Raw genomic sequence first — 23050 nt, forward strand, 5'->3', positions numbered from 1 at the left:
ATTACTTACGCAGTTCGACGCGACGGTTTTGAGCCCAGGACTGCTCGTCGTGGCCAGTAGCAACTGGACGCTCTTTACCGTAGGAAACCAGTTCCAGTTGGCCTGGAGCAACACCTTGCAGAACCAGGTAGCGCTGAACGGCTTTCGCACGACGCTCGCCCAGTGCCATGTTGTACTCACGAGTACCACGTTCGTCGGTGTTACCTTCCAGAACAACGCGAGCGCCGTTAGCTTTCAGGTCCTTCGCGTGAACGTCCAGAGCGCGCATGGCTTCTGGTTTCAGGTCCGAACTGTCGTATTCGAAGTAGAAAGTGGTGATAGCGCGCAGAGCAGCTTCTTCGCTCAGGGAGCCGTCAACTGCACCAGTGTTAGCGCCGTAACCAGCGTTTGGATCAACAGCTGCGCCTTCACCGGCATTGTCGCCGCCTTTAGACGAGCAACCAACGGCTACGGACAGAGCCAGAGCCAGAGCAGCAAACTTACCAAACTTCAGCATTTCCATCGTGAAACTCCTAATGAACCCCAGTGTGTTAAGTACTTCTTTTTGTAGCGCCGCGTCAGTTCAGGTAAGGGGACCAGGACGGTTCTCTGACTTCGCCTTGAGCGGTAGGAAGCGGGAGCCTTACGCGTCCATTAATGGACACGAGCATCAAGACTCCCCGGCCCTGCTGGCGGGTGGCGTAGATTACCATGGTGCCGTTGGGCGCAACAGTAGCTGACTCATCAAGGTTGGTATCTGTAAGGATTTTTACGGTTCCACGCTGCAAATCCTGGGCCGCAACCCGGAAATTAGTGAAACCATCCTGACGGTGAATCATCACCAACGTCTTTTCATCAGCCGAAAGCTTAGGTGCAGCGTTGTAGTTACCAATAAAGGTCACTCGTTCGGCGCCGCCGCCGTTGACGCTGGTTTTGTAGACTTGCGGCTTGCCGCCACGGTCGGAGGTGAAGTAGATGGTCGAGCCATCCTTGCCCCAGAACGGTTCGGTGTTGATACCCGGGCCGCTGGTAACACGGCTCAGTTGGCGCGAAGCCATGTTCATCACGTAGATGTCCGGGTTGCCATCTTTGGACAGCACGAATGCCAGGCGTGAACCATCCGGCGACCAGGCTGGCGCGCCATTCAGGCCTTCGAAGTTGGTGATCTGCTCACGGCGACCGGTATCGATGTGCTGGACGAAGATCCGTGGACGCTTCTGTTCAAAGGACACGTAGGCGATACGCTTGCCATCTGGCGCGAAACGCGGCGACAGGATCGGCTCACGGGATTGCAGCAACGTCACTGCACGCGCGCCGTCATAGTCGGAACGCTGCAAAGTGTAACGAGTGTTGTCTACCGAAAAACGCTCGGCCGTTACATAGAGCAAGCGCGTGGAGAAGGCACCCTTGATCCCGGTCAGTTTTTCAAACGACTGGTCGGAGATGTAGTGCGCCATGTCCCGCAGCTGATCCGTGGTGCCCGACACGCTGCCGGTCAGCACTTGCTGCTCGGTCGCGACGTTGAACAGGGTGTACTGGATCTGCAGGCGACCGCCGGCGGGCGTGATGCTGCCCACCATCAGGTACTGGGCGTTCAGCGCTTTCCAGTCACGGAAGATGACTTCGCTGGCCTGGGTCGGCTGGCTGATCATGTTGCCTTTGTCGATCGGTGCGTAGTAGCCGGAGTTGCGCAGGTCATCGCTGATGATCTGCGACATGTCGTCCGGCAGCACGCTGCCGCCCTGCCAGCCAAACGGCACAACGGCGATCGGGGTGGCCCGATCGCTACCGCTGGTGACCAGGATGTTCTTTTCATCCGCCGCCGCTATCCCTGCCATGCAGCAAATAACGACAAGCATTCCTCGAAGAAGGTTTCTCACAAGGCTAGATCCTCAGGTGTGAATGTCATCTTGAATGAACGGTAGGGAGCGAAGTCGCTTGGTTTCATTCCCTGCATCTCGGTCAACCGGCCAATGTTCTTGACCGCTGCTACCGCCGAACTGTCGAACGAACCGTCGCCACTGGACTTGGCCACGCTGACCGAAGTCACCGTACCGTCCGGCAACATGCCGATCTGCAGCACTACTGTCATGCCTTTACGTGCCGAAGGAGGACGGGTCCACCCTTCCGCTGCCCGTGAACGAATCAGGTCGTCGAAACTGCCCGCGACTTCATCACCACGTTCATCGGCCAAGGCTTGCTGGCGCTGCGGCGTGTCGGAAAGCAAATCGGCCAAGGCCTGGGCCTTTTTGTCTTCGGTCGATTTACGCGCTGCTTCCTGGGCCTTTTTCTTGGAGGCATCGGCAGCAGCTTTCTTCTTCGCATCGTCGGCGATCTTCTTCTTCGCCTCGTCAGCTTCAGCTTTCTTCTTGGCGTCGTCCGCGGCTTTCTTCTTCGCGTCTTCGACTATCTTTTTCTTCGCGTCTTCAGCGGCCTTTTTCTTGGCCTCTTCTTCGGCAGCCTTCTTGGCTTCTTCTTCAGATTTCTTCTTGGCTATATCAGCCAATTGTTTCTCTTCAGCCTTCTTGGCTTCGGCAGCTTTATCGGCTTTCTTGGCTTCATCAGCCTTTTGCGCCTCTGCAGCTTTCTTCGCCTCGTCAGCCTTTTTCGATTCCTCGGCCTTTTGAGCCGCCTCTTCTTTCTTTTGTTCCGCAGCAGCCTTCACCGCTTCCTGCTCGACCTTCTTCTGTTCCATCTGCTCGACTTCAGTCTGGCGCGCAGCCGACTTCTGGGCCTCACCCGCAATCTTCTGATTGGTCTGGGTGGTGGCCTGGCTTTTCGATTTCAGCTGATACAGGGTCGCCTGCACGATCGGCTTGGCTGGCGGCAGGTCCGGGGTCATGGCAAAGCTGACGAACAGCATGCCAAACACCAGGACGTGCAGGGCAATTGCCCAGACGCTAGGCCAGAAGTAGCTTTCCGAGGCGGACGGCTCTCGCTGTTGGTGCATCAGGGCGCCTCGGTAATCAAGCCAACATTACCGACCCCGGCCTTCTGCAGCCCGCCCATGGCGCCCATGACGGAGCCGTAGTCGACGACCTTGTCGCCGCGAATGAACACTTGGGTGTGCTTGCCACCTTCGTTGCCGGCGCGAATGATCTTGGTCACGGCATCAGTCATCTGCGGCAAGGTCATGGCCTTGTCCTGCTGTTTCTGAGTGTCGACTTCGCTGCCAAGGTTCCAGTAATAGGTCTTGTCAGCCTTGATCGAAATGGTCAGGACCTGGGTGTTGTTGTCCTGCGGCAAGGCTTCGCTGGAAACCTTGGGCAGATCAACCTTCACGCCCTGATTGAGCATCGGCGCGGTCACCATGAAGATAACCAGCAGCACCAGCATCACGTCGATGTAAGGCACTACGTTCATCTCGGCGACCGGCTTGCGCTTTTTGCGAGCTCGAGCGATTAAAGCCATTGGGAATTACCTGCTTATTCTTCGCTGGTGTGCACTTTACGGTGCAGGATCGCCTGGAATTCATCGGCGAAGGTGTAGTAACGGCTGATCAAGGTTTCGCCACGAGCGGCAAAACGGTTGTAGGCGATTACTGCGGGAATAGCTGCGAACAGGCCGATGGCGGTGGCGATCAGCGCTTCGGCGATACCCGGGGCCACGGTGGCCAGGGTCGCTTGCTGGGCCTGGGCCAGGCCGCGGAAGGAGTTCATGATCCCCCATACGGTACCGAACAGGCCGATATACGGGCTGACGGAACCGACGGTGGCGAGGAACGGCAGGCTTTGCTCAAGCTTTTCTTCTTCGCGGGAGATGGCGACGCGCATGGCACGGGCCACGCCTTCCATGACCGCTTCCGGGTCAACGCCTGGCTGCTGGCGCAGACGGGAGAATTCCTTGAAGCCGGCGCGGAAGATCTGCTCGACGCCCGAATCCGGGTCCGGGTTGCTGCCCGCCTGGCGGTACAGCTTGGACAGGTCGATACCCGACCAGAAGCGCTCTTCGAAGCTCTCCAGGGCACGTCGACCAGCACGCAGCAGGTTGCTGCGCTGAAAAATCATGACCCAAGAGGTAACCGATGCGGCTACCAGGACCAGCATCACCAGTTGAACCACGACACTGGCATTGCTGACCAGGCTCCACATGGAGGAATGGTCGACGACGGTAGGTTCCACGCTAAATCTCCTGCTCTGAATGTTTACCCGCGCCGCTCACGCCGGCAAAGGCCGCGCGTAGAGTTTCGGGAATGGCCCGGGGTTTCAAACTATTGGTGCGAACACAGGCCACCAGGAACTGCCCCTCACAGAGCAGCGTTGCATCCGTAGCCCGCCTGACCTGCTGTTTAAAGCGCAGGCTGGCACGGTTCAATTCGGTTATTTCTGCGCTGACCAGCAGCTCGTCGTCCAGTCGCGCCGGCGCGTGGTAACGCGCCTCGCTGGAATGCACGACAAACAACAGGTCCTCCCCTGCCAGCTGGGATTGGGCAAAGCCCAGCTCCCGTAGCCGCTCGGTTCGAGCCCGCTCCATGAACTTTAGGTAATTGACGTAATAAACGATGCCGCCAGCATCGGTGTCCTCGTAATAAACGCGACAGCGATGTGCGAACGACTGATCCCCGTTTTGCGCGCGCATACTCTAGTGCTTACTCCTCAGGTTGCCAATCCGGCCAGGCAACTGTTTTTCATTCTGTGGCACATTTCTAACGAAAGAATGACGACGCCAGCCACTAGGACAGCACAAACTCCGAATAAATCGAATCGCCAAGCGTTTTTAATCGTCTACTGCATCGAGGAATTCGTCTACTACGGGCATCTCGCCCAATCGTGACGGAATGTTTAACCCAAAGTGCAGATACGCATGCCGGGTGACCACACGCCCCCTTGGCGTGCGCATGATGTAGCCCTGCTGAATCAGATACGGCTCCAGTACATCCTCAATCGTATGCCGCTCTTCGCTGATGGCGGCGGCGAGGCTGTCCACGCCCACCGGGCCGCCGTCGAACTTCTCGATCATGGTCAACAGCAGGCGCCGGTCCTGGTGATCAAAGCCATGCTCATCCACATCCAGCAGGTTCAGCGCCAGGTCTGCCACGGGCTTGGTGATATGCCCCTTGGCCCGCACTTCGGCAAAGTCGCGCACCCGGCGCAGCAGACGGTTGGCAATCCGCGGGGTACCACGGGCGCGGCGGGCGATTTCAAAGGCGCCTTCCGGGTCCAGGGGCAAGCCAAGGATGCTCGCCGAACGGCTGACGATGGTGGCCAGATCCGCCGTGCTATAGAACTCTAGACGTTGAACAATCCCGAAACGGTCTCGCAGCGGGTTGGTCAGCATGCCCGCACGGGTGGTCGCACCCACCAGCGTGAACGGTGGCAGGTCGAGCTTGATCGAGCGCGCCGCCGGGCCTTCACCGATCATGATGTCCAGCTGGAAGTCTTCCATGGCCGGGTACAGTACTTCCTCGACGATGGGCGAAAGCCGGTGGATCTCGTCGATAAACAGTACGTCGTGGGGCTCCAGGTTGGTCAGCAGCGCCGCCAGGTCGCCCGGGCGCTCCAGCACGGGGCCGGAGGTGGACTTGATCGACACGCCCATTTCCTGGGCGATGATGTTGGCCAGGGTGGTCTTGCCGAGCCCGGGCGGGCCGAAGATCAACGTGTGGTCCAGGGACTCGCTGCGCCCGCGCGCGGCCTGGATGAACAGCTCCATCTGCTCGCGCACGGTGGGCTGGCCGATGTATTCGGCAAGGCTCAGGGGGCGAATCGCCCGGTCCTGGATTTCTTCACGATCACGAGGCCCGGTGGCCGCGATCAGACGATCAGCTTCAATCACTTAAATCATTCCCTTCAGGGCGCGGCGGATCATGTCTTCGCTGCTCAGGTTCTTGTCCTTGATGGCTGACACGGCCTTGCTCGCCTCTTGCGGCTTGTAGCCCAGGGAGATCAGCGCGCTGACCGCATCGCTTTCAGCGCTGGCCACCGGCACACCCGGCGCATCAGGCTGGTTGGGCACCAGGGCAAACATGCTCGGCACAACCTCCCAGGCCTTGAAGCGGTCTTTGAGCTCCACCAGCAGGCGCTCGGCGGTTTTCTTGCCAACGCCCGGTACCTTGGTCAGCGCGGACGTGTCCTGGGCCGACACACAGCGCACCAATTCATCCACTTCCAGGCTCGACATCAGCGCCAGCGCCAGCTTCGGCCCCACGCCGTTGAGGCGGATCAGCTCACGGAAAAAATCCCGGTCACGCTTGCCAACGAACCCATAGAGCAATTGCGCGTCTTCGCGCACCACCAGGTGAGTGTGCAGGGTCAGCGGTTCACCGACCGACGGTAAGCGGTAGAGGGTGGTCATGGGCACTTCAAGCTCATAACCCAGCCCGTTTACATCCAGAATCAGGTGCGGTGGCTGTTTCTCAGCCAGGGTGCCGCGCAAGCGTCCAATCACGTTCGAATCCTTAAGAATCGGCTCAAATCAAGGCCTGGCCGGTAATAACGCGGGCATGCCGGCCGACAGCACAGGCCGTTCATGCACCCCACGCAGAATGAATGCGCTGATGCTATCAGAGACGCAGCCGGCCGCCACGACTGCGTGCGGTCCCCAAGCCATGGGGCATCAGGCTGGAACGGGTATGGGCATGGCAAATGGCAATGGCCAGGGCGTCGGAGGCATCGATTTGCGGTTTGGCGGTGAGTTTGAGCATGTGCATGACCATCATCATCACCTGCTCTTTATTGGCAGCACCGGTACCGACCACGGCTTGCTTGACCTGGGTCGCGGTGTATTCAGCGATCTCCATGCCCTCCTCGGCTCCGGCCACGATGGCCGCACCGCGGGCCTGGCCGAGCTTCAGGGCGGAGTCGGCGTTTTTCGCCATGAACACTTTTTCGATGCCCATGGTCACCGGCCCATAGGTCTGGATCACTTCACGCACGCCGCGATACACGATCTGCAAGCGCTCGGCCAACTCGCCGGCGCCGGTACGGATACAGCCCGACGCCACGTACACGCAGCCTCGCGGGGTCTGTTGGACCACGCCAAAGCCGGTGATTCGCGAACCGGGGTCGATACCTAGGATTAGAGTCATAACGCCTGCAGTTGGATAAAAAATTCTTGATATAGCCAAGATCAAAATGTGGGAGCGGGCTTGCTCGCGAAGGCGGTGTATCAGTCACCGTATTGACTGACTGACACGCCGCCTTCGCGAGCAAGCCCGCTTCCACATTAGATCTGCATCATCCTTCAGCCTAGCTGTTCAGCCACCGATTCCGGAATATCGGCATTGGAATAGACGTTCTGCACGTCATCCAGGTCTTCAAGCATGTCGAGCATCTTGAGTACCTTCTGCGCCCCGTCCAGGTCCAGCTCGGCGCTGGTGGTCGGCAGCATCACGATTTCCGCGTCGGTGCCTTTGAAACCAGCCGCTTCCAGGGCGTTACGCACCGAATAGAAGCCCGCGAACGAGGTGAACACGTCGATGGAGCCGTCTTCGTTGGTCACCACGTCGTCGGCATCGGCCTCCATTGCCGCCTCAATCAGCGCATCTTCATCCACGCCCGGCGCGAAGGAAATCTGCCCCTTGCGCTCAAACAGGTAGGCTACCGAACCGTCTGTGCCGAGGTTGCCGCCACATTTGCTGAACGCATGGCGCACGGCAGCCGCGGTACGGTTGCGGTTGTCGGTCATGCACTCGACCATCACCGCCACGCCACCCGGGCCGTAGCCTTCGTAGCTCAACTCGACCATGTCGTCTGTATCGGCCGCACCGGCACCACGGGCCACGGCGCGGTCGATGATGTCGCGGCTCATGTTGGCGCCGAGGGCCTTGTCCAGGGCCAGGCGCAGGCGCGGGTTGGAACCCGGGTCACCGCCACCCTGGCGCGCGGCAACGGTCAGCTCGCGAATCCACTTGGTGAAGATCTTGCCTTTCTTGGCATCCTGACGCTCTTTGCGGTGCTTGATGTTCGCCCACTTGGAATGGCCAGCCATAACACAACTCCGAAATTCTGTAGAAACCTGTCGATCCCGCCCCAGGCGGGACTTCCCTCTTTAACGTGCAGCCCTTGTAACGCAAAGGCGCATCCGAAGATGCGCCCTTAGCTGACAATGTAAAACCTTATCGCGCTTTCACGCTGCGGCCTTACTCAGCCTTTGGTGTCTCGCGCAGACGGATATGCAGCTCGCGCAGTGCCTTGGCATCCACCACACCCGGTGCTTGCGTCATGACGTCGGCAGCACTTTGGGTTTTCGGGAAGGCAATCACTTCACGGATCGACTGGGCACCGGTCATCAGCATCACCAGACGGTCCAGGCCGAAGGCCAGGCCGCCATGGGGTGGCGCGCCGTATTTCAGGGCGTCGAGCAGGAAGCCGAACTTCTCTTGCTGCTCATCTTCGTTGATGCCCAGCAGGCGGAAGACCGATTGCTGCATTTCCTTGCGGTGGATACGGATCGAACCGCCACCCAGCTCGGTGCCGTTGAGCACCATGTCGTAGGCACGGGACAGAGCGCCAGCCGGGTTGGCTTCCAGCTCTTGCGGCGTGCACTTCGGCGCGGTGAACGGGTGGTGCAGTGCGCTGAAGCTGCCGTCGTCGTTTTCTTCGAACATCGGGAAGTCGACAACCCACATCGGCGCCCACTGGCAGGTCAGCAGGTTCAGGTCGTTGCCGACCTTGATCCGCAGTGCACCCAGCGCTTCGCTGACGATCTTCGACTTGTCGGCACCGAAGAACACGATGTCGCCGTCAACCGCGCCAACACGATCCAGGATCACATTGAGGTTGGCTTCAGGGATGTTCTTGACGATTGGCGACTGCAGGCCTTCGACGCCCTTGGCGCGCTCGTTGACCTTGATGTACGCCAGGCCCTTGGCACCGTAGATGCCGACGAACTTGGTGTAGTCGTCGATCTGCTTGCGCGGCATGCTCGCAGCGCCAGGCACGCGCAGTGCGGCGATACGGCATTTCGGGTCGTTGGCCGGGCCGCTGAACACCTTGAAGTCGACGTCTTTCAGTTGGTCTTCAACGTCAACCAGTTCCAGCGGGTTACGCAGGTCCGGCTTGTCGGAACCGTAACGGCGCATGGCTTCTTCGAAGGTCATGTGCGGGAATTCGCCGAACTCCAGGTTCAGCACTTCCTTGAACAGGTTGCGGATCATCTGCTCGGTGATGCCCATGATCTCTTTTTCATCGAGGAAACTGGTCTCGATGTCGATCTGGGTGAATTCCGGCTGGCGGTCGGCCCGCAGGTCTTCGTCACGGAAGCACTTGGCGATCTGGTAGTAACGGTCGAAGCCGGCGACCATCAGCAGTTGCTTGAACAGCTGTGGCGATTGCGGCAAGGCGAAGAAGGAACCGGCGTGGGTACGGCTCGGCACCAGGTAGTCGCGGGCGCCTTCCGGGGTAGCACGGGTCAGGATCGGCGTCTCGACGTCGAGGAAGCCGTTCTCGTCGAGGAAGCGACGGATGCTGGTGGTCATGCGCGAACGCAGGCGCAGCTTCTCGGCCATTTCCGGGCGACGCAGGTCCAGGAAGCGATAACGCAGGCGGGTTTCTTCGCCAACGTCAGAGAACTCGTTCAGCGGGAACGGCGGGGTTTCCGACTCGTTCAGCACTTCCAGTTCGTAACCCAGCACTTCGATCATGCCCGACGCCATGTTGGCGTTGGTGGCACCGGCCGGACGCAGGCGAACCTTGCCGGTGATCTTCACGACGTACTCGCTGCGCACGCGATCGGCGGCGGCGAAGCTCTCGGCGCGGTCCGGATCGAACACCACCTGGGCCAGACCATCACGATCACGGATATCGAGGAAGATCACCCCGCCGTGGTCGCGGCGACGGTGAACCCATCCGCAAAGGGTGATTTCCTGACCTTCCAGGGTCTCGTTCAGTTGGCCGCAATAGTGGCTGCGCATCATGATAGTGGTTTCGCTTCTCGTAATTCGAAATTCGGTGGAGGTCTGCCTCATCACCGTACAGCTAAGTCAGGTGACGGATAATGCAGGAGCCTGCGCGTAGAGTTCAACTCAGTCTGCTTTGTCGCCGCCGGCCAGATTCTTCTTCGAACCGGTCTTGAAATCGGTCTCGTACCAACCGTTGCCACTCAGGCGAAAGCCCGGCATGGACAACATCTTCTTGAGCTCCGGAGCCTGGCAGGCAGGGCAATCGACCAGCGGCGCTGCGCTGATCTTTTGAATGGCTTCCAACTGATGACCACAGGAAGCGCATTGATAGTCGTACATGGGCATGGAGATGTCTCGGCGATCAGATCATTACTGCGCCACGCCCTGCCCTGGCTCTATCCTGTGGGAAAGTCCCGGCATGCGCAGCAAAGCCCGGGATTATATCTGGTAAATCGAGGCTGTGCAGCCGTAGCGGCGCGCTGCTCTTTATATAGATGACTGCAGCAGGCTTCTGCCGGGCGCCCGACCCGGGGCAATCCCGGGACGGGCACCCGGCACAAGGTTCATGCAGGGTCCGGCTGGACACTGGGCGCGACAAGCCGCCCTTTCAATACATGCACCACGCAAACCACCCTGACCAGACCGCTGAAGTTCTTTACACCGCCATAACGCAAGTGCACTTCCCGGTCCACGTAAGACAGCAGCGCACTGACCGAACACGTATTGATCCTGGCGATCTCCGCGAGGATATTCCAATACACCTCTTCGAGCCGCAAACACGTCGAAAAACCATTAAGCCGAACCGATCGGGACAATGGCCTGGCCAAGTTCATATCGAACCCCTTGGCAAAGGGATCTACCTTTATCTTGTGCAATCCGCACGTTTCCATAACTCCATTACCTGCTCCGCGTGACATACACTTGACACTCCATTGCCTGACGGCCACTCATGTTCTCGTTGGCCGTTGAGCTATAAAACATCAAGACGACAAGTGCAGCCAGAAGACAGGGAGCCGATCACCGTAGGACAAGCCAACGCGCGTATCAGGAAGCTCGCGGAATCACGGAAATCGCCGGGAAGCAGGCATGCGAGGGGCGTCAGCTCGACGCCCTCCCGCCACCGGTGTTATTTGTTTTCGAGCAGGGAACGCAACATCCATGCGGTCTTTTCATGCACTTGCATACGCTGGGTCAGCAAGTCCGCCGTCGGTTCATCACTGACTTTATCCAACAACGGGAAGATACCCCGGGCTGTGCGAGTCACCGCTTCCTGGCCTTCGACCAGTTGCTTGATCATGTCTTCAGCGCTTGGCACACCCTCTTCTTCCTTGATCGAAGAAAGTCGCGCATACACCGAGTAGGCACCCGGCGCGGGAAAGCCCAGGGCACGAATACGCTCTGCGATTGAATCCACCGCCAGCGCCAGTTCGTTGTACTGCTCTTCAAACATCAAGTGCAGTGTACGAAACATGGGCCCCGTTACGTTCCAATGGAAGTTGTGGGTCTTCAGGTAAAGTACATAGGTATCGGAAAGCAGTCGCGAAAGTCCATCAACGATTGATTTACGGTCTTCTTCACTGATACCAATATCGATTGCCATGTGTTTCCCCTTCAATTGATAAAAATTCATTGATCAGGTGCAGGACCACTCTAGCAAGAGTGCCGGCCGTGCGCAGCCTGGCTGACCCTTTCGAGGTGCGGCAAATCGCCCCTTGCAGAGCGGGCTTGCCCGACAGGCAAGGCTTCAACAGCTACCGGAAAAATTACCCAGCACCTGCGAAAAAGCCTGCACCTGTCTAGGACAAGTGTTTGACGCAGAAATGCCGTGCCCCTTGTAACAGCCTGAAATGCTTGATTTGAGTAGGCACAGGCTTTGCTGTTAAATAGGCAGCGTGTCGCCGCCGATATTTTTCGCGGCAAGCGGCATAGGCTGATACCCGTGCACGTGCCCAACGCCTCCCATTGTTCAGAAGCGAACCGTGCCCGTCAGCTCTTCCTTGTGATCCGTCTTAACGTGAGTTAATCAAAATGTTGAAAATCGTCCACCTGCTAACGGGCGCTGCAGCTTTGCTGCTGTCCTTTATCCCCAGCCTGCGATCAGAGACCCTGCCTTACCTGCAGCAACCTGACGCTCTCTACCTGACCTTCTTTGGTCTTCTTAACCTGACACTGGCTCCAGTCATTCCATACTGGAACAAAGGCCCGCGTCATCAACTGCAAAACCTGGTCAGCGCCCTGCTGGTCCTGGCTGTTGTCGTGCAAACCCTCACCCTGCTGGCGCCTATGCCTGAAGTCGGTGGCCACCCGGCCGTCCTGCTCAGCCTGGCAATAGCACTGGTCGCCATCGTTCTTCATCTGGCCATCAGTTTTTACCGCTCCTCCCCGGCCGCTGCGTCGCAAAGCTACGACATGACCAACCGGGATACCGGGACCGTCAAGTGGTTCAACACCTCCAAGGGCTTCGGCTTTATTTCCCGGGATTCGGGCGACGATATCTTCGTCCACTTCCGGGCGATTCGCGGCGAAGGCCATCGCGTACTGGTGGAAGGCCAGCGCGTGGAGTTTTCCGTCATGAACCGTGACAAGGGGCTGCAAGCTGAAGATGTGATCGCCGCATTGCCGCGTCGCTGATTCCAGCACCCCGAAAAAAAGAAACCGCGATGCAGCCTGGCTGCATCGCGGTTTTTTTATGCCAGGGGTTCAACCCCTGCCTTATTAATAATGAGGGGGCGGCGCCTCTTCCTCGGACGACTCGAACTGGCCGCCCATTTCTTCCTGGCGCTTGAGCAACGCAGTCATCTGCAACTGCAGGCGTTCCACGGCACGCTGCTGGGTGACCAGGATGTCATTCAGGGTCTCGATGGTGTCGTCCTGAAAGGCCAGGCGGCTTTCCAGATCGGTCACGCGGGCTTGAAGATCCATGGCTCAAGCCTCCAGGAACGTGAAGTCGGCCGGCAGGATCTCGCGCAGGCGCGCACGAATTGCCACCACTTGCTCGTCACTGTAGGGCCTCGCCGGGTGCTTGCCCCAGACCGGCGCAGGCCAGGCCGCGTCGTCGCGCTTGCGTACGATCACATGCACGTGCAGTTGGCTGACCACATTACCCAAGGCACCGATATTCATTTTGTCGGCGCCGAACCCTTCGTTCAGCCACTGTGCCAGTGCCGTGCTTTCCTGCCACACCCGCTGCTGGTCGGCGACATCCAGTTGAAACACTTCGCTGATACCGTCAATGCGCGGCACCAGGATGAACCAGGGGTAATTCGAGTCATTGGAAAGCAGCAGCCGACACAGGGGGAAATCCCCGATAGGCAAGGTGTCTTGTTGAAGACGTGGATCTAAGGCGAACACAGCAGTCACTCCCGTTCGGCGGGTAAGGTTTCAGGCGCCCAGCATACCTGCGAATGCCAGTCGCTTCACGGCGAATGCGCGTGGCCGAATACGCGCCCAAACAGGACGCCACGAAAAAAAGCGCACCATTTCGAGACAGGCCAATATTTCAGCTACGCTAAATGACCAATGTATCCAATTCTGGTCAAAGTCGGGACGCGGAACATGCTTCAAGACCTTGAGCCAGACGGCTTTCAAAAGGCGAAGGCTGAACGGGAGCAGAAACGCAGTCAGTGAAGCACTGCACCAAAATGACCCATTTGTGCTTCAAAGGGATCCGCCAACTACCCACCGAACGGGGTGAACCGGTAACGTTTTGCTCTGGTACAGGTTTTATGCGCCACCGAACCGGAGTGCGGCAGGCGCGTCAAGGCCAAACCAAACGGCGTAAAAAGCCCGTGCTTATGCGGTTTTTACAGGCCGTTGACACTTTTCACGAAAAAATCACATTCGGTTACGGGTTTGTGCACGCTTGTTGCATTCACACCCATATCGTCGACAACGGCACCGGCGGGAAGCAGGTGTTTCGCGACGGAAAATAACAGCGGTTCAATGCCTGACAGGGATGAGTTGAAACTTTCAGGGGTGACTTTTCCACCCCGCTTCCAAGGTTTTAAAACAGCATTGAAGTTGTCAGTCCGGTTACAAGTGGACTGTGAATTTGCGACATGGAGCTAGCAATTTACGACAGGCCCGTAAAGAAGCTGAAAGGATAGATGTGCAAGTATCGTCAATAATGTCTGCGTGATATAACTTTGCGCCGACACAAAAAAGAAAGAGCCGCCCAGACAAAAATATAGGTGGGACGGCAGTACTCTTCCTAAAACCAAAGGAGCAAATCACGATGCGCGTGATGAAGTGGAGCATGATCGCCCTGGCTGTTTCAGCAGGCACCTCGCAGTTCGCAATGGCGTCCTCCCAGGACGATTCCAAGGGCTTTGTTGAAGACAGCACTTTCAGCATCAACACTCGCCTCCTGAACTTTAGCCGCGACTTCCGTAACAATGACACCGGCAAGAGCCGCGTCGACGAAACCGGTCTGGGCTTCAACGGCCTGTACCAGTCGGGCTTCACCCAAGGCACCATCGGTGTGGGTGTCGACGTCATCGGTCTGTTGGGCGTCAAACTGGACAGCGGCAAGGGTCGTTCCGGCACTGGCCTGTTTCCAACTGGCTCCGACGGTCGCGCTCAGGATGATTACTCCAAGGGCGGCGGCGCAGTTAAGTTCCGTATCTCCGATACGGTCCTGAAAATCGGCGACCAGTACACCACCGCGCCTGTATTCGCTTCCGATGACAGCCGTCTGCTGCCTGAATTGCCACAGGGTATCTCGCTGACCAGCAACGAGATCAAAGGCCTGAAACTTGAAGGCGGTCACTTCACTTCGAGCGTGGCACAAGCCCAGACCTACCGCGACAGCCTGGGCCTGACAAAAACCGACTTCATCGGTGGTGTCTACGCCCTGACTCCAGAAGTCAGCGCCAGCCTCTACTACGCGAAGACCGAAGACTACTGGAAGAAAACCTACGCCAACCTGAACTGGACCCATGCGCTCAGCAATGAGCAGTCCCTGGCAGTCGACTTCAACATCTACAGCACCAAAAGTGATGGCGCTGGCCTGCAACGGGCTGAGAAAGACGGCACCACCAAACTGGACAACCGTGCCTACAGCTTGCAAGGCGCGTACACCATCCAGGCTCACACCTTTACCCTGGCCTACCAGAAGGTCAGCGGTGACGGTGACTACGGCTACGGCGTAGACGGCGGCGGCACGATCTTCCTTGCCAACTCCATCGCTCGTTCCGACTTCAACGCTGAAGACGAGAAGTCGTTCCAGGCTCGCTACGACCTGAACATGGCGACTTTCGGCGTACCAGGCCTGAGCTTCATGACTCGCTACGTCAAAGGTACCGGCGCCAACACCGCCGACACCTCGAACGGCAAAGAGTGGGAACGTGACATCGAAGCCAAGTACGTGATCCAGAGCGGCCCGGCAAAAGACCTGAGCCTGCGCGTGCGTCAAGCCACTTATCGCTCCAGCGATGGTGTGTACTACGGTTCGGCGTCCATCGACGAACTGCGTCTGATCGCGCAATACCCGCTGAACATCTTGTAATTGGCAGTTTGATTACAACGATGACTTAGGGTTTCGGCCCTAACTAAAAAGCCGCTCACTTGTTCGCAAGTGAGCGGCTTTTTTATTGCAACTTAATCTCAACAACCGGATAACTAGCAAGCTAACTATCTAGTTTAATCCTGCGTAACAAACCTGACACATCGGCCAGGTTTAATCATCCAGTCACACTATTACTTCCCAGCACTTTCCTGCATGACGCGAATAACCCGTTGTGGAAACGGAATATCAATCCCCGCCGCTTTCAAACGGTCACGTGCCAGTTCATTGAACATGAACATCACATCCCAGTAATCCGAAGTCTTGGTCCAGACTCGCAGGGATACCGTGATCGAACTGTCGCCCAAGGTCGAAACTACCGCTGCCGGCGCAGGATCAGCCAATACACGTGGATCCTTGGCCAGTTCCAGCAGCACTTCACGTGCTTTCTGCAGGTCGGCTTCATAGTCGACCCCCACGTCAAACACCACCTTGCGGGTCGGCTGACGGTTGGTGTTGGTGATGAGGCCGTTGGACAGGCTGCCGTTCGGGATGATCACCGTCTTGTTGTCGCCGGTGCGCAACACGGTGTGGAAGATCTGGATGCTGTCGACGGTACCGGAAGTGCCCTGGGCTTCGATCCAGTCACCGATGCGGAACGGACGGAACAACAGAATCAGCACGCCGCCGGCGAAGTTCGCCAGGCTGCCTTGCAAGGCCAGGCCGATGGCCAGGGTGGCGGCGCCGATCGCGGCAACGAACGAGGTGGTTGCGACGCCGATCATCGAGGCCACGTTGACCACCAGCATGACCTTGAGCGCAATGTTCGCAAGGCTGGTAATGAAGTGTTGCAGCGCCAGGTCAGCATTACGCAATGCCAGCAAACGCCCTACCCGGTGGGTCAAGACGTTGATCAGCCACCAACCGATGGCCAGGGTGACCACTGCCAGCAAAAATCGGCTGCCGTATTCCATGATCATCGGTAACCACGACTCCGAGGTCTTGATCAAGTGATCCACTTCAGCGTTCAAATCCATCTACATTCTCCTGTTTGCCGGATGTGCGGCCTTATCAATCCCCACATAACAAATGAGCCCCGAAGGGCTCAATCGTTTCTGCAGGTTCTGGGCGTGGGACGTCAAAAACGTCCACAGGTTCCCGAGGGGTCCACTCAGTCGCGGAAGTTATTGAACTGCAGCGGCATGTCGAAGGTCTTGGCGCGCAGGGCAGCAATGGCCTCCTGCAAATCGTCACGCTTCTTGCCGGTGATACGCACCTGCTCGCCCTGGATGGCGGCCTGGACCTTGAGCTTGGCGTCCTTGACGTGAGCAACGATTTTCTTCGCCAGCTCCTTGTCGATGCCTTCCTTGAGCACGGCTTCCTGCTTCATCAGCTTGCCGGACGCATAGGCATCCTTGATTTCGAGGCATTGCGCGTCGATCTTGCGCTTGACCAGAGACAGCTTGAGGATCTCAATCATCGCTTCCAGCTGGAAGTCGGCTTCCGCGGTCAGGTTGACGGTCAGCTCTTTTTCCTTGAACTCGAAGCTGCCCTTGCCCTTCAAGTCATAGCGGCGATCCAGCTCCTTGACGGCGTTCTCGACGGCGTTGGTGACTTCATGTTTGTCCAGTTCGGATACCACGTCGAACGACGGCATGTAATTTCTCCAATAAAAAAGGGGCGCGGCTCAGTAGAGATGGAGCACGCCCGGGCTAAAATGCCCGGGCATTATAGCGGTTCTTTCGCCTCGTTCACTGCGGGCAGCCTTACGGAGTAAAAACTGATGTCGACCACCTGGCACGTCCTCGGCGCCGGCAGCCTCGGAACACTGTGGGCCGCCCGCCTGGCCCGCGCCGGTCTGCCCGTGCGCCTGATCCTGCGGGATCCCGGGCGGTTGGCGAGTTATCAGACGGCCAATGGCCTGACCCTGGTCGAGCAAGGCGTGGCTCACACCTACCCGGTCGTCGGCGAAACCTCCGACAGCCCTGGGCCAATTCATCGCCTGCTGGTGGCGTGCAAGGCCTACGACGCCCAGGAAGCCGTCGCACAGCTGGAACATCGACTGGTGTCGGACGCCGAACTGATCCTGTTGCAAAACGGGCTGGGCAGCCAGGACGCAGTCGCCGCCCAACTGCCCCAGGCACGCTGCATCTTCGCCTCCAGCACCGAAGGCGCGTTTCGCGAGAGTGACTGGCGAGTAGTGTTTGCCGGCCATGGCTACACCTGGCTGGGGGATGCTCGGCACCCTACTCCGCCGCTGTGGCTGGATGACCTGCAAGCCGCCGGCATTCCCCATGAGTGGAGCACCGACATCCTCACCCGCCTGTGGCGCAAACTGGCCCTGAACTGCGCCATCAACCCGCTGACCGTGCTTTACCAATGTCGCAATGGCGAGCTGCAAGCCCATCAGTGCGAAGTGGCCACCCTGTGCGCCGAACTGGCCGACCTGCTGGAATGCTGCGGCCAACCCGCTGCCGCAGAAGATTTGCACAGCGAAGTGGAACGGGTAATCCAGGCCACGGCGGCCAATTACTCCTCGATGTACCAGGACGTGGCCAGTGCCCGACGCACCGAAATCAGCTATTTGCTGGGCTATGCCTGCCAGGCGGCCGCCCGCCACCAACTGAGCTTGCCGCACCTGCAACAACTCCAGGCGCGCCTGGTACGGCAACTGTCTGCACGCGGATTGCCCAGCGACTGAAGCACGCGCTACCCTGCCTGCTTGTTCCTTTGCAGCGAAAACCTTGATGCCACTGCGCCAGCGTCTCGAAAATCTACCGGTTGGGCAAAAACTGCTGGCGGCCCTGCTGGTTTTGTTGACCACCGTCTTGCTGGTGGCCAACCTGACCTTTATCAGCGCCGCCTACTGGATCTCCCAGGAAAGCATGGCGCCCCAGGCCTTGCAGGCCATCGGTCGGCTGGTGTCCAACCCCTCGCTCGCCGCCGAGTCCCTGGACTCACCGCTCAAGGCGCAAACCCTGCTGGATGAACTGACCAGCTACTCGCCATTGCGGGCCGCGGCCTTATACGACGGAGATGGCACGCGCCTGGCCCAGCTGCAACATGCCAATCGCCTGCACCTGCCAGATAATTTCCGGGACATTGAAACCTGGCGTACCACCGAATTTCGCAGCAACCAGGTGATCACCCTGCCCCGTGCCGGCAAACCGTCCGGGCACTTGCTGCTGGTGGCCAGCAGCGAACTGCCGGTGGCTTTCTATACCGGGACCTTCACCGCCAGTCTGGGTATCCTGATCTTCAGCGTGTTGCTGTGGCTGGTGATCGCCCGGCAGATCAAGCGCCTGATTACCCGGCCGATCCATGAACTGGAAGAATTGTCGCGCCAGGTCACTCGGGAAGAGAACTACGCCCTGCGCGCCGGTCGCGGCAATCATGATGAAATCGGCAGCCTCGCCGAAGCTTTCAACACCATGCTCTCGCGCATTGAAGCCCGTGAGCAGCAACTCAAGCGCGCGCGGGACGATTCCCAGGCCGCCTACGATCAAGCCCAGGGCCTGGCGGAAGAAACCCGCCACACCAACCGCAAGCTGGAACTGGAAGTGCAGGTGCGCAGCAAGATCGAGAAAAAGCTCACCGGCTTCCAGAACTACCTCAACAGCATCATCGACTCGATGCCCTCGGCGCTGATCGCCCTCGACGAACAGCTCTACGTCACCCAATGGAACCAGGAAGCCAGCGCACTTTCCGGGACCCGCCTGGACGAGGCGCTGAACCAGCCGATCTTCCTCGCCTTCCAGCCGCTCAAGCCGTTCCTGCCGCAGATCAAGGCCACGGTAGAGCAACACACCGTAGAGCGGATCGAGCGCGTTACCTGGGTCAAGGATGACGAACCCAAGCACTACGCCCTGACCTTCTACCCGTTGATGGGCGGTGCCGGGCGCGGCGTGGTGATCCGGATCGACGACATCACCCAGCGCTTGTCCCTGGAAGAAATGATGGTGCAGTCAGAGAAAATGCTCTCGGTCGGTGGCCTGGCCGCCGGCATGGCGCACGAAATCAACAACCCGCTGGGAGCGATCCTGCATAACGTGCAGAACATTCGCCGCCGGTTGTCCAACGAACTGCCGAAAAACCTCGAGCACGCCGAACAGGCGGGCATCGACCTGGACTCGGTCAACCGCTACCTGCAAAGCCGCGAAGTGCCACAGTTGCTCGACGGCATCCAGCAGGCTGGCGCCCGGGCGGCGAAAATCGTCACCCACATGCTCAGCTTCAGCCGCCGCAGCAACCGGCAGATGGCGCCGTGCGACTTGCCGGCCTTGATCGACCAGGCCGTGGAAATTGCCGGCAACGACTTCGACCTCACCGTCGGCTTCGACTTCAAGGGCCAGGCGATCATCCGCCAGTTCGACCCGCAACTGGGCCCGGTACCCGGCACCGCCAACGAACTGGAGCAAGTACTGCTCAACCTGCTGAAAAACGCCGCCCAGGCGATTCATCAGCGCGAAGACGGCAGCGAGCCCGGCCGGATCATCCTGCGCACCCGGCTCAACCCGCCGTGGGCAGAAATCCAGGTGGAAGACAACGGCATCGGTATGAGCGAGAACGTGCGCAAACGCACGTTTGAGCCGTTCTTCACCACCAAGGAAATCGGCCAGGGCACCGGGCTTGGGTTGTCGGTTTCGTATTTCATCATCACCAACAATCACAAGGGGCAGATGGAAGTGCATTCGACCCTTGGCCAGGGTACCTGCTTCACCTTGCGCCTGCCCCTGGCGGGCAGCCAATTGCCACCCAACGAACTCACTCAACTGGAGCGCTAACCATGGGCTTTCGCCTGTCGAAAATTTACACCCGTACTGGCGACAAGGGCGAAACCGGCCTGGGCGACGGCCGCCGCGTGCCCAAGGACCATCCACGGGTGGAGGCGATTGGCGAGGTGGATGCGCTGAACAGCCAGTTGGGTTTGTTGCTGGCGGGATTGGAGGAACAAAGCGGGCAGCATCCAGCGTTGAAGGATGTGATCGAGGTGCTGACACCTTGCCAGCATCGTCTGTTTGACCTGGGCGGCGAATTGGCGATGCCGGTGTACAAGGCGCTGAACGCGGCGGAAGTCGACCGCCTTGAGGCGGCGATCGATCGCTGGAATGAAGAGGTCGGGCCGCTGGAGAACTTCATTCTGCCGGGTGGTTCGGCGTTGATTGCCCAGGCCCATGTATGCCGAAGCCTGGCTCGCAGTGCGGAGCGCCGGTGTCAGCACCTGAATGCAGAGGAACCGCTGGAAGGCGTCGGGTTGGCGTACATCAACCGGCTGTCGGACTTGCTCTTTGTGGCAGCCAGGGTGATTGCCAAGCGCCAGGGCGTTGCAGAGATCTTGTGGCAGGCGGCGGCAAAGCCTCACTGATGCTTACTGACCGATTGCAACCTGTGGCGAGGGAGCTTGCTCCCTCGCCACAACAGCTCCCCTGGCCACTCGCCAGGGTTATGCCTAAACCTCAGGCCAGAACGCCCGAATCCCCGCCACACCTTGAGCACCAGCCTCCCAGGCCTTTTCCCGCTCAGCAGGACCCACCCCACCGAGCAAGAACACCGGCTTGCTGAACCCACTGATCAACTGCTGTGCCTGCTCCCAGCCCAACGGCTCGGCATCAGGATGAGTCTGGGTCGGCTGCACCGGCGACAAGGTGACGAAATCCACGTCCATCAACTCCGCCAAGGCTAATTCCTCAGCATTGTGGCAAGACGCCGCCAACCAGCGATCCTTCGGCAAAGGACGTCCCTTGCTGGCGTACTTGCGCAGTTGCGCCGAGGTCATATGCCAGCCGGCCGCGGGAAAATCCCCCAGCCATTCAAACGGCCCCTTGAGCATCAGTTGCGCCTTGCCCGCACACAGGCCCACGGCGTCCACCGCCAGGTCACGGTACTTGGGGTCGTAACCGTTGGGGGCACGCAGCTGAACCAGCTTGATGCCACCAGCGATGGCTTTTTGAATACCGCGCAGCAGGACGGGTGTCTCCAGCTCGCCCGGAGTGATCAAGTAGTCAGCCGGCAAACGCGCCGCCGCAACGATCGGCGCATTGGCTGCCGGAAACTCATAGTTCGGCAGGTCCCGCTGGGCCACCCACTCAAGGGGTTGGCCTTCGGCACCGTGGGGCTCGCCGGTAAAGGCCGAGACTTCCCAGACATCCAGCAACACCTGTTTGTCCGGGTAATCATGCTGCACCTTGATCAACGGGCGAGCCGCCGTGACCTGGATGCCCAGCTCCTCCTGCAATTCACGGGACAGCGCGGTAGCGACCGACTCATCGGCCTCCACCTTGCCACCGGGAAACTCCCAGAGGCCGCCCTGATGCTGGGTATCGGCGCGGCGCGCCAGCAGAATCCTGCCGTCGACACCCCGGATGACCGCTGCTGCTACATGAACTCGTTTCACCGCACTATTTCCTCTGAATCGGTTTGAAGACCTGCCTGGTATCAGGTGCGGTATTCCGCGTTGATCTTCACGTACTCGTGGGACAGGTCGGTGGTCCAGATGGTTTCGCTGCACTCACCGCGACCCAATTCGATACGGATGGTGATTTCTTCCTGCTGCATCACCGCCGAACCCTGGGCTTCGGTGTACGTCTCGGCCCGGGCGCCACGGCTGGCGATGCACACTTCGCCGAGGAACACGTCGATCTTGCTCACGTCCAGGTTCGGCACGCCGGCACGGCCCACAGCGGCCAGGATACGGCCCCAGTTCGGGTCGGAGGCAAACAGCGCGGTCTTGATCAGCGGCGAGTGAGCCACGGTGTAACCGACATCCAGGCATTCCTGGTGGTTACCGCCGCCGTTGACTTCAACCGTCACAAACTTGGTGGCGCCTTCGCCGTCGCGCACGATGGCCTGGGCCACGTCCATGCACACTTCGAACACCGCCTGCTTCAACGCGGCGAAATACGGGCCGTTGGACGAGGTGATTTCCGGCAGGTCAGCCTGGCCGGTGGCGATCAACATGCAGCAATCGTTGGTCGAGGTGTCGCCGTCGATGGTGATGCGGTTGAAGGACTTGTTGGCGCCGTCGAGCATCAGGTTTTGCAGCACGTCACGGGAGACTTTGGCGTCGGTGGCGATATAGCCCAGCATGGTCGCCATGTTCGGGCGAATCATGCCGGCGCCTTTGCTGATGCCCGTGACGGTAACGGTCACGCCTTCGTGCACAAACTGACGGCTGGCGCCTTTTGGCAGAGTATCGGTGGTCATGATCCCGGTAGCCGCAGCCGCCCAGTTATCCACCGACAGGTCATCCAGCGCTGCTTGCAGCGCGCCTTCGATTTTCTCTACCGGCAGCGGCTCACCGATCACACCGGTGGAGTACGGCAGCACCTGGCTGGCGTCTACGCCGGTCAGCTCCGCCAGCTTGGCGCAGGTGCGGGTAGCGGCGGCCAGGCCAGGCTCGCCGGTCCCGGCGTTGGCATTGCCGGTGTTGGTCAACAGGTAACGCACCGGGCCTTCGACACGCTGCCTGGCCAGAATCACGGGCGCGGCGCAAAACGCGTTCAGGGTGAACACACCCGCGACGGTCGAGCCTTCGGCACAGCGCATCACCACCACATCCTTGCGCCCCGGGCGCTTGATGCCCGCCGAAGCGATACCGAGTTCAAAACCGGCAACCGGGTGCAACGTGGGCAAAGGACCAAGACCAACAGCCATGAATGCGCTCCTAAAAATATTGGGTGTGTACCCCGTCGCTATCGACGGTGACGAAATGGCAAAACGCCGCGACG

25 protein-coding genes are annotated in these 23050 nt (G+C 59.2%); 5 read left to right on the plus strand and 20 right to left on the minus strand.

Annotation, left to right across the window (positions count from 1 at the left end; translation table 11 throughout):
- Position 1: 1 nt before the first annotated feature.
- The 14 genes from pal to HX869_RS14530 all read right to left on the minus strand — a co-directional run bounded on the left by pal (position 2) and on the right by HX869_RS14530 (position 11420).
- Entirely contained in the window at positions 2–502 is a 501-nt protein-coding gene (pal, locus tag HX869_RS14465) for a peptidoglycan-associated lipoprotein Pal (RefSeq protein WP_003209827.1), read from the minus strand.
- Positions 503–557: 55 nt separating this feature from the next.
- Complete coding sequence (tolB, locus tag HX869_RS14470) at positions 558–1838, minus strand: Tol-Pal system beta propeller repeat protein TolB (protein ID WP_032868196.1); 1281 nt, start codon at positions 1836–1838, stop codon at positions 558–560.
- Between the two features lie 17 nt (positions 1839–1855).
- A complete protein-coding gene (tolA, locus tag HX869_RS14475; RefSeq protein ID WP_003209823.1) occupies positions 1856–2929 on the minus strand; it encodes a cell envelope integrity protein TolA in 1074 nt (357 codons plus the stop codon).
- Entirely contained in the window at positions 2929–3381 is a 453-nt protein-coding gene (gene tolR, locus HX869_RS14480; protein ID WP_161635741.1) for a protein TolR, read from the minus strand. Before tolR ends, tolA begins: the two co-directional genes overlap by 1 nt.
- Before the next feature lie 23 nt (positions 3382–3404).
- Positions 3405–4100, minus strand: a complete 696-nt coding sequence (tolQ, locus tag HX869_RS14485) for a protein TolQ (RefSeq protein ID WP_003209819.1) — start codon at positions 4098–4100, stop codon at positions 3405–3407.
- Position 4101: 1 nt separating this feature from the next.
- The gene (gene ybgC / locus HX869_RS14490) at positions 4102–4557 is read right to left on the minus strand and encodes a tol-pal system-associated acyl-CoA thioesterase (RefSeq protein WP_008432379.1); all 456 of its coding nucleotides are present in this window, start codon (positions 4555–4557) and stop codon (positions 4102–4104) included.
- A 138-nt stretch (positions 4558–4695) separates the two neighbouring features.
- A complete protein-coding gene (gene ruvB / locus HX869_RS14495; protein ID WP_003209815.1) occupies positions 4696–5754 on the minus strand; it encodes a Holliday junction branch migration DNA helicase RuvB in 1059 nt (352 codons plus the stop codon).
- A complete protein-coding gene (gene ruvA / locus HX869_RS14500) occupies positions 5755–6366 on the minus strand; it encodes a Holliday junction branch migration protein RuvA (RefSeq protein WP_003209814.1) in 612 nt (203 codons plus the stop codon). It abuts the gene before it with no gap.
- Between the two features lie 115 nt (positions 6367–6481).
- Complete coding sequence (gene ruvC / locus HX869_RS14505; RefSeq protein WP_003209812.1) at positions 6482–7006, minus strand: crossover junction endodeoxyribonuclease RuvC; 525 nt, start codon at positions 7004–7006, stop codon at positions 6482–6484.
- Between the two features lie 155 nt (positions 7007–7161).
- Positions 7162–7908, minus strand: coding sequence for a YebC/PmpR family DNA-binding transcriptional regulator (locus tag HX869_RS14510; protein ID WP_003209810.1), 747 nt, complete (start codon positions 7906–7908; stop codon positions 7162–7164).
- A 151-nt stretch (positions 7909–8059) separates the two neighbouring features.
- Positions 8060–9835, minus strand: a complete 1776-nt coding sequence (aspS, locus tag HX869_RS14515; RefSeq protein ID WP_003209808.1) for an aspartate--tRNA ligase — start codon at positions 9833–9835, stop codon at positions 8060–8062.
- Positions 9836–9943: 108 nt separating this feature from the next.
- On the minus strand, positions 9944–10165 hold the full coding sequence (locus HX869_RS14520) for an FmdB family zinc ribbon protein (RefSeq protein ID WP_003209804.1): 222 nt from the start codon (positions 10163–10165) through the stop codon (positions 9944–9946).
- A 218-nt stretch (positions 10166–10383) separates the two neighbouring features.
- Positions 10384–10737, minus strand: a complete 354-nt coding sequence (locus HX869_RS14525) for a ribbon-helix-helix domain-containing protein (RefSeq protein WP_043225921.1) — start codon at positions 10735–10737, stop codon at positions 10384–10386.
- A gap of 209 nt (positions 10738–10946) precedes the next feature.
- A complete protein-coding gene (locus tag HX869_RS14530) occupies positions 10947–11420 on the minus strand; it encodes a Dps family protein (protein WP_003209800.1) in 474 nt (157 codons plus the stop codon).
- 428 nt (positions 11421–11848) lie between these two features.
- Here HX869_RS14530 and HX869_RS31700 point away from each other — a divergent pair, with 428 nt between their 5' ends.
- The gene (locus HX869_RS31700; RefSeq protein ID WP_003209798.1) at positions 11849–12451 is read left to right on the plus strand and encodes a cold-shock protein; all 603 of its coding nucleotides are present in this window, start codon (positions 11849–11851) and stop codon (positions 12449–12451) included.
- Between the two features lie 84 nt (positions 12452–12535).
- Here the strand turns inward: HX869_RS31700 and HX869_RS14540 are convergent, their stop codons facing one another.
- Both HX869_RS14540 and HX869_RS14545 read right to left on the minus strand, forming a co-directional pair.
- On the minus strand, positions 12536–12742 hold the full coding sequence (locus HX869_RS14540; RefSeq protein WP_003209796.1) for a SlyX family protein: 207 nt from the start codon (positions 12740–12742) through the stop codon (positions 12536–12538).
- Between the two features lie 3 nt (positions 12743–12745).
- A complete protein-coding gene (locus HX869_RS14545) occupies positions 12746–13171 on the minus strand; it encodes an HIT domain-containing protein (protein ID WP_177019304.1) in 426 nt (141 codons plus the stop codon).
- A gap of 883 nt (positions 13172–14054) precedes the next feature.
- On the opposite strand from HX869_RS14545, the gene HX869_RS14550 reads away from it, so the two are divergent.
- Entirely contained in the window at positions 14055–15326 is a 1272-nt protein-coding gene (locus HX869_RS14550; protein WP_003209790.1) for an OprD family porin, read from the plus strand.
- 191 nt (positions 15327–15517) lie between these two features.
- On the opposite strand, the gene HX869_RS14555 is transcribed toward HX869_RS14550, so the two are convergent.
- Together HX869_RS14555 and HX869_RS14560 are read right to left on the minus strand one after the other, a co-directional pair.
- Positions 15518–16360, minus strand: a complete 843-nt coding sequence (locus HX869_RS14555) for a mechanosensitive ion channel family protein (protein WP_003209787.1) — start codon at positions 16358–16360, stop codon at positions 15518–15520.
- Positions 16361–16494: 134 nt separating this feature from the next.
- Complete coding sequence (locus HX869_RS14560; RefSeq protein ID WP_003209785.1) at positions 16495–16980, minus strand: YajQ family cyclic di-GMP-binding protein; 486 nt, start codon at positions 16978–16980, stop codon at positions 16495–16497.
- A 126-nt stretch (positions 16981–17106) separates the two neighbouring features.
- Here HX869_RS14560 and HX869_RS14565 point away from each other — a divergent pair, with 126 nt between their 5' ends.
- Genes HX869_RS14565 through HX869_RS14575 form a run of 3 tightly spaced genes read left to right on the plus strand, consistent with a single transcriptional unit; the run spans position 17107 to position 20688 of the window.
- Positions 17107–18024, plus strand: a complete 918-nt coding sequence (locus tag HX869_RS14565) for a putative 2-dehydropantoate 2-reductase (RefSeq protein WP_178903251.1) — start codon at positions 17107–17109, stop codon at positions 18022–18024.
- Positions 18025–18070: 46 nt separating this feature from the next.
- Entirely contained in the window at positions 18071–20107 is a 2037-nt protein-coding gene (locus HX869_RS14570) for an ATP-binding protein (protein WP_003209782.1), read from the plus strand.
- Positions 20108–20109: 2 nt separating this feature from the next.
- A complete protein-coding gene (locus HX869_RS14575; RefSeq protein ID WP_008432363.1) occupies positions 20110–20688 on the plus strand; it encodes a cob(I)yrinic acid a,c-diamide adenosyltransferase in 579 nt (192 codons plus the stop codon).
- Positions 20689–20772: 84 nt separating this feature from the next.
- On the opposite strand, the gene HX869_RS14580 is transcribed toward HX869_RS14575, so the two are convergent.
- Positions 20773–21717, minus strand: a complete 945-nt coding sequence (locus HX869_RS14580) for a Nudix family hydrolase (RefSeq protein ID WP_102369787.1) — start codon at positions 21715–21717, stop codon at positions 20773–20775.
- A gap of 41 nt (positions 21718–21758) precedes the next feature.
- The gene (gene argJ, locus HX869_RS14585; protein WP_178903252.1) at positions 21759–22976 is read right to left on the minus strand and encodes a bifunctional glutamate N-acetyltransferase/amino-acid acetyltransferase ArgJ; all 1218 of its coding nucleotides are present in this window, start codon (positions 22974–22976) and stop codon (positions 21759–21761) included.
- Positions 22977–23050 lie beyond the last annotated feature (74 nt).

It is taken from the genome of Pseudomonas sp. P7779, assembly GCF_013386315.1.
GTDB lineage: Bacteria > Pseudomonadota > Gammaproteobacteria > Pseudomonadales > Pseudomonadaceae > Aquipseudomonas.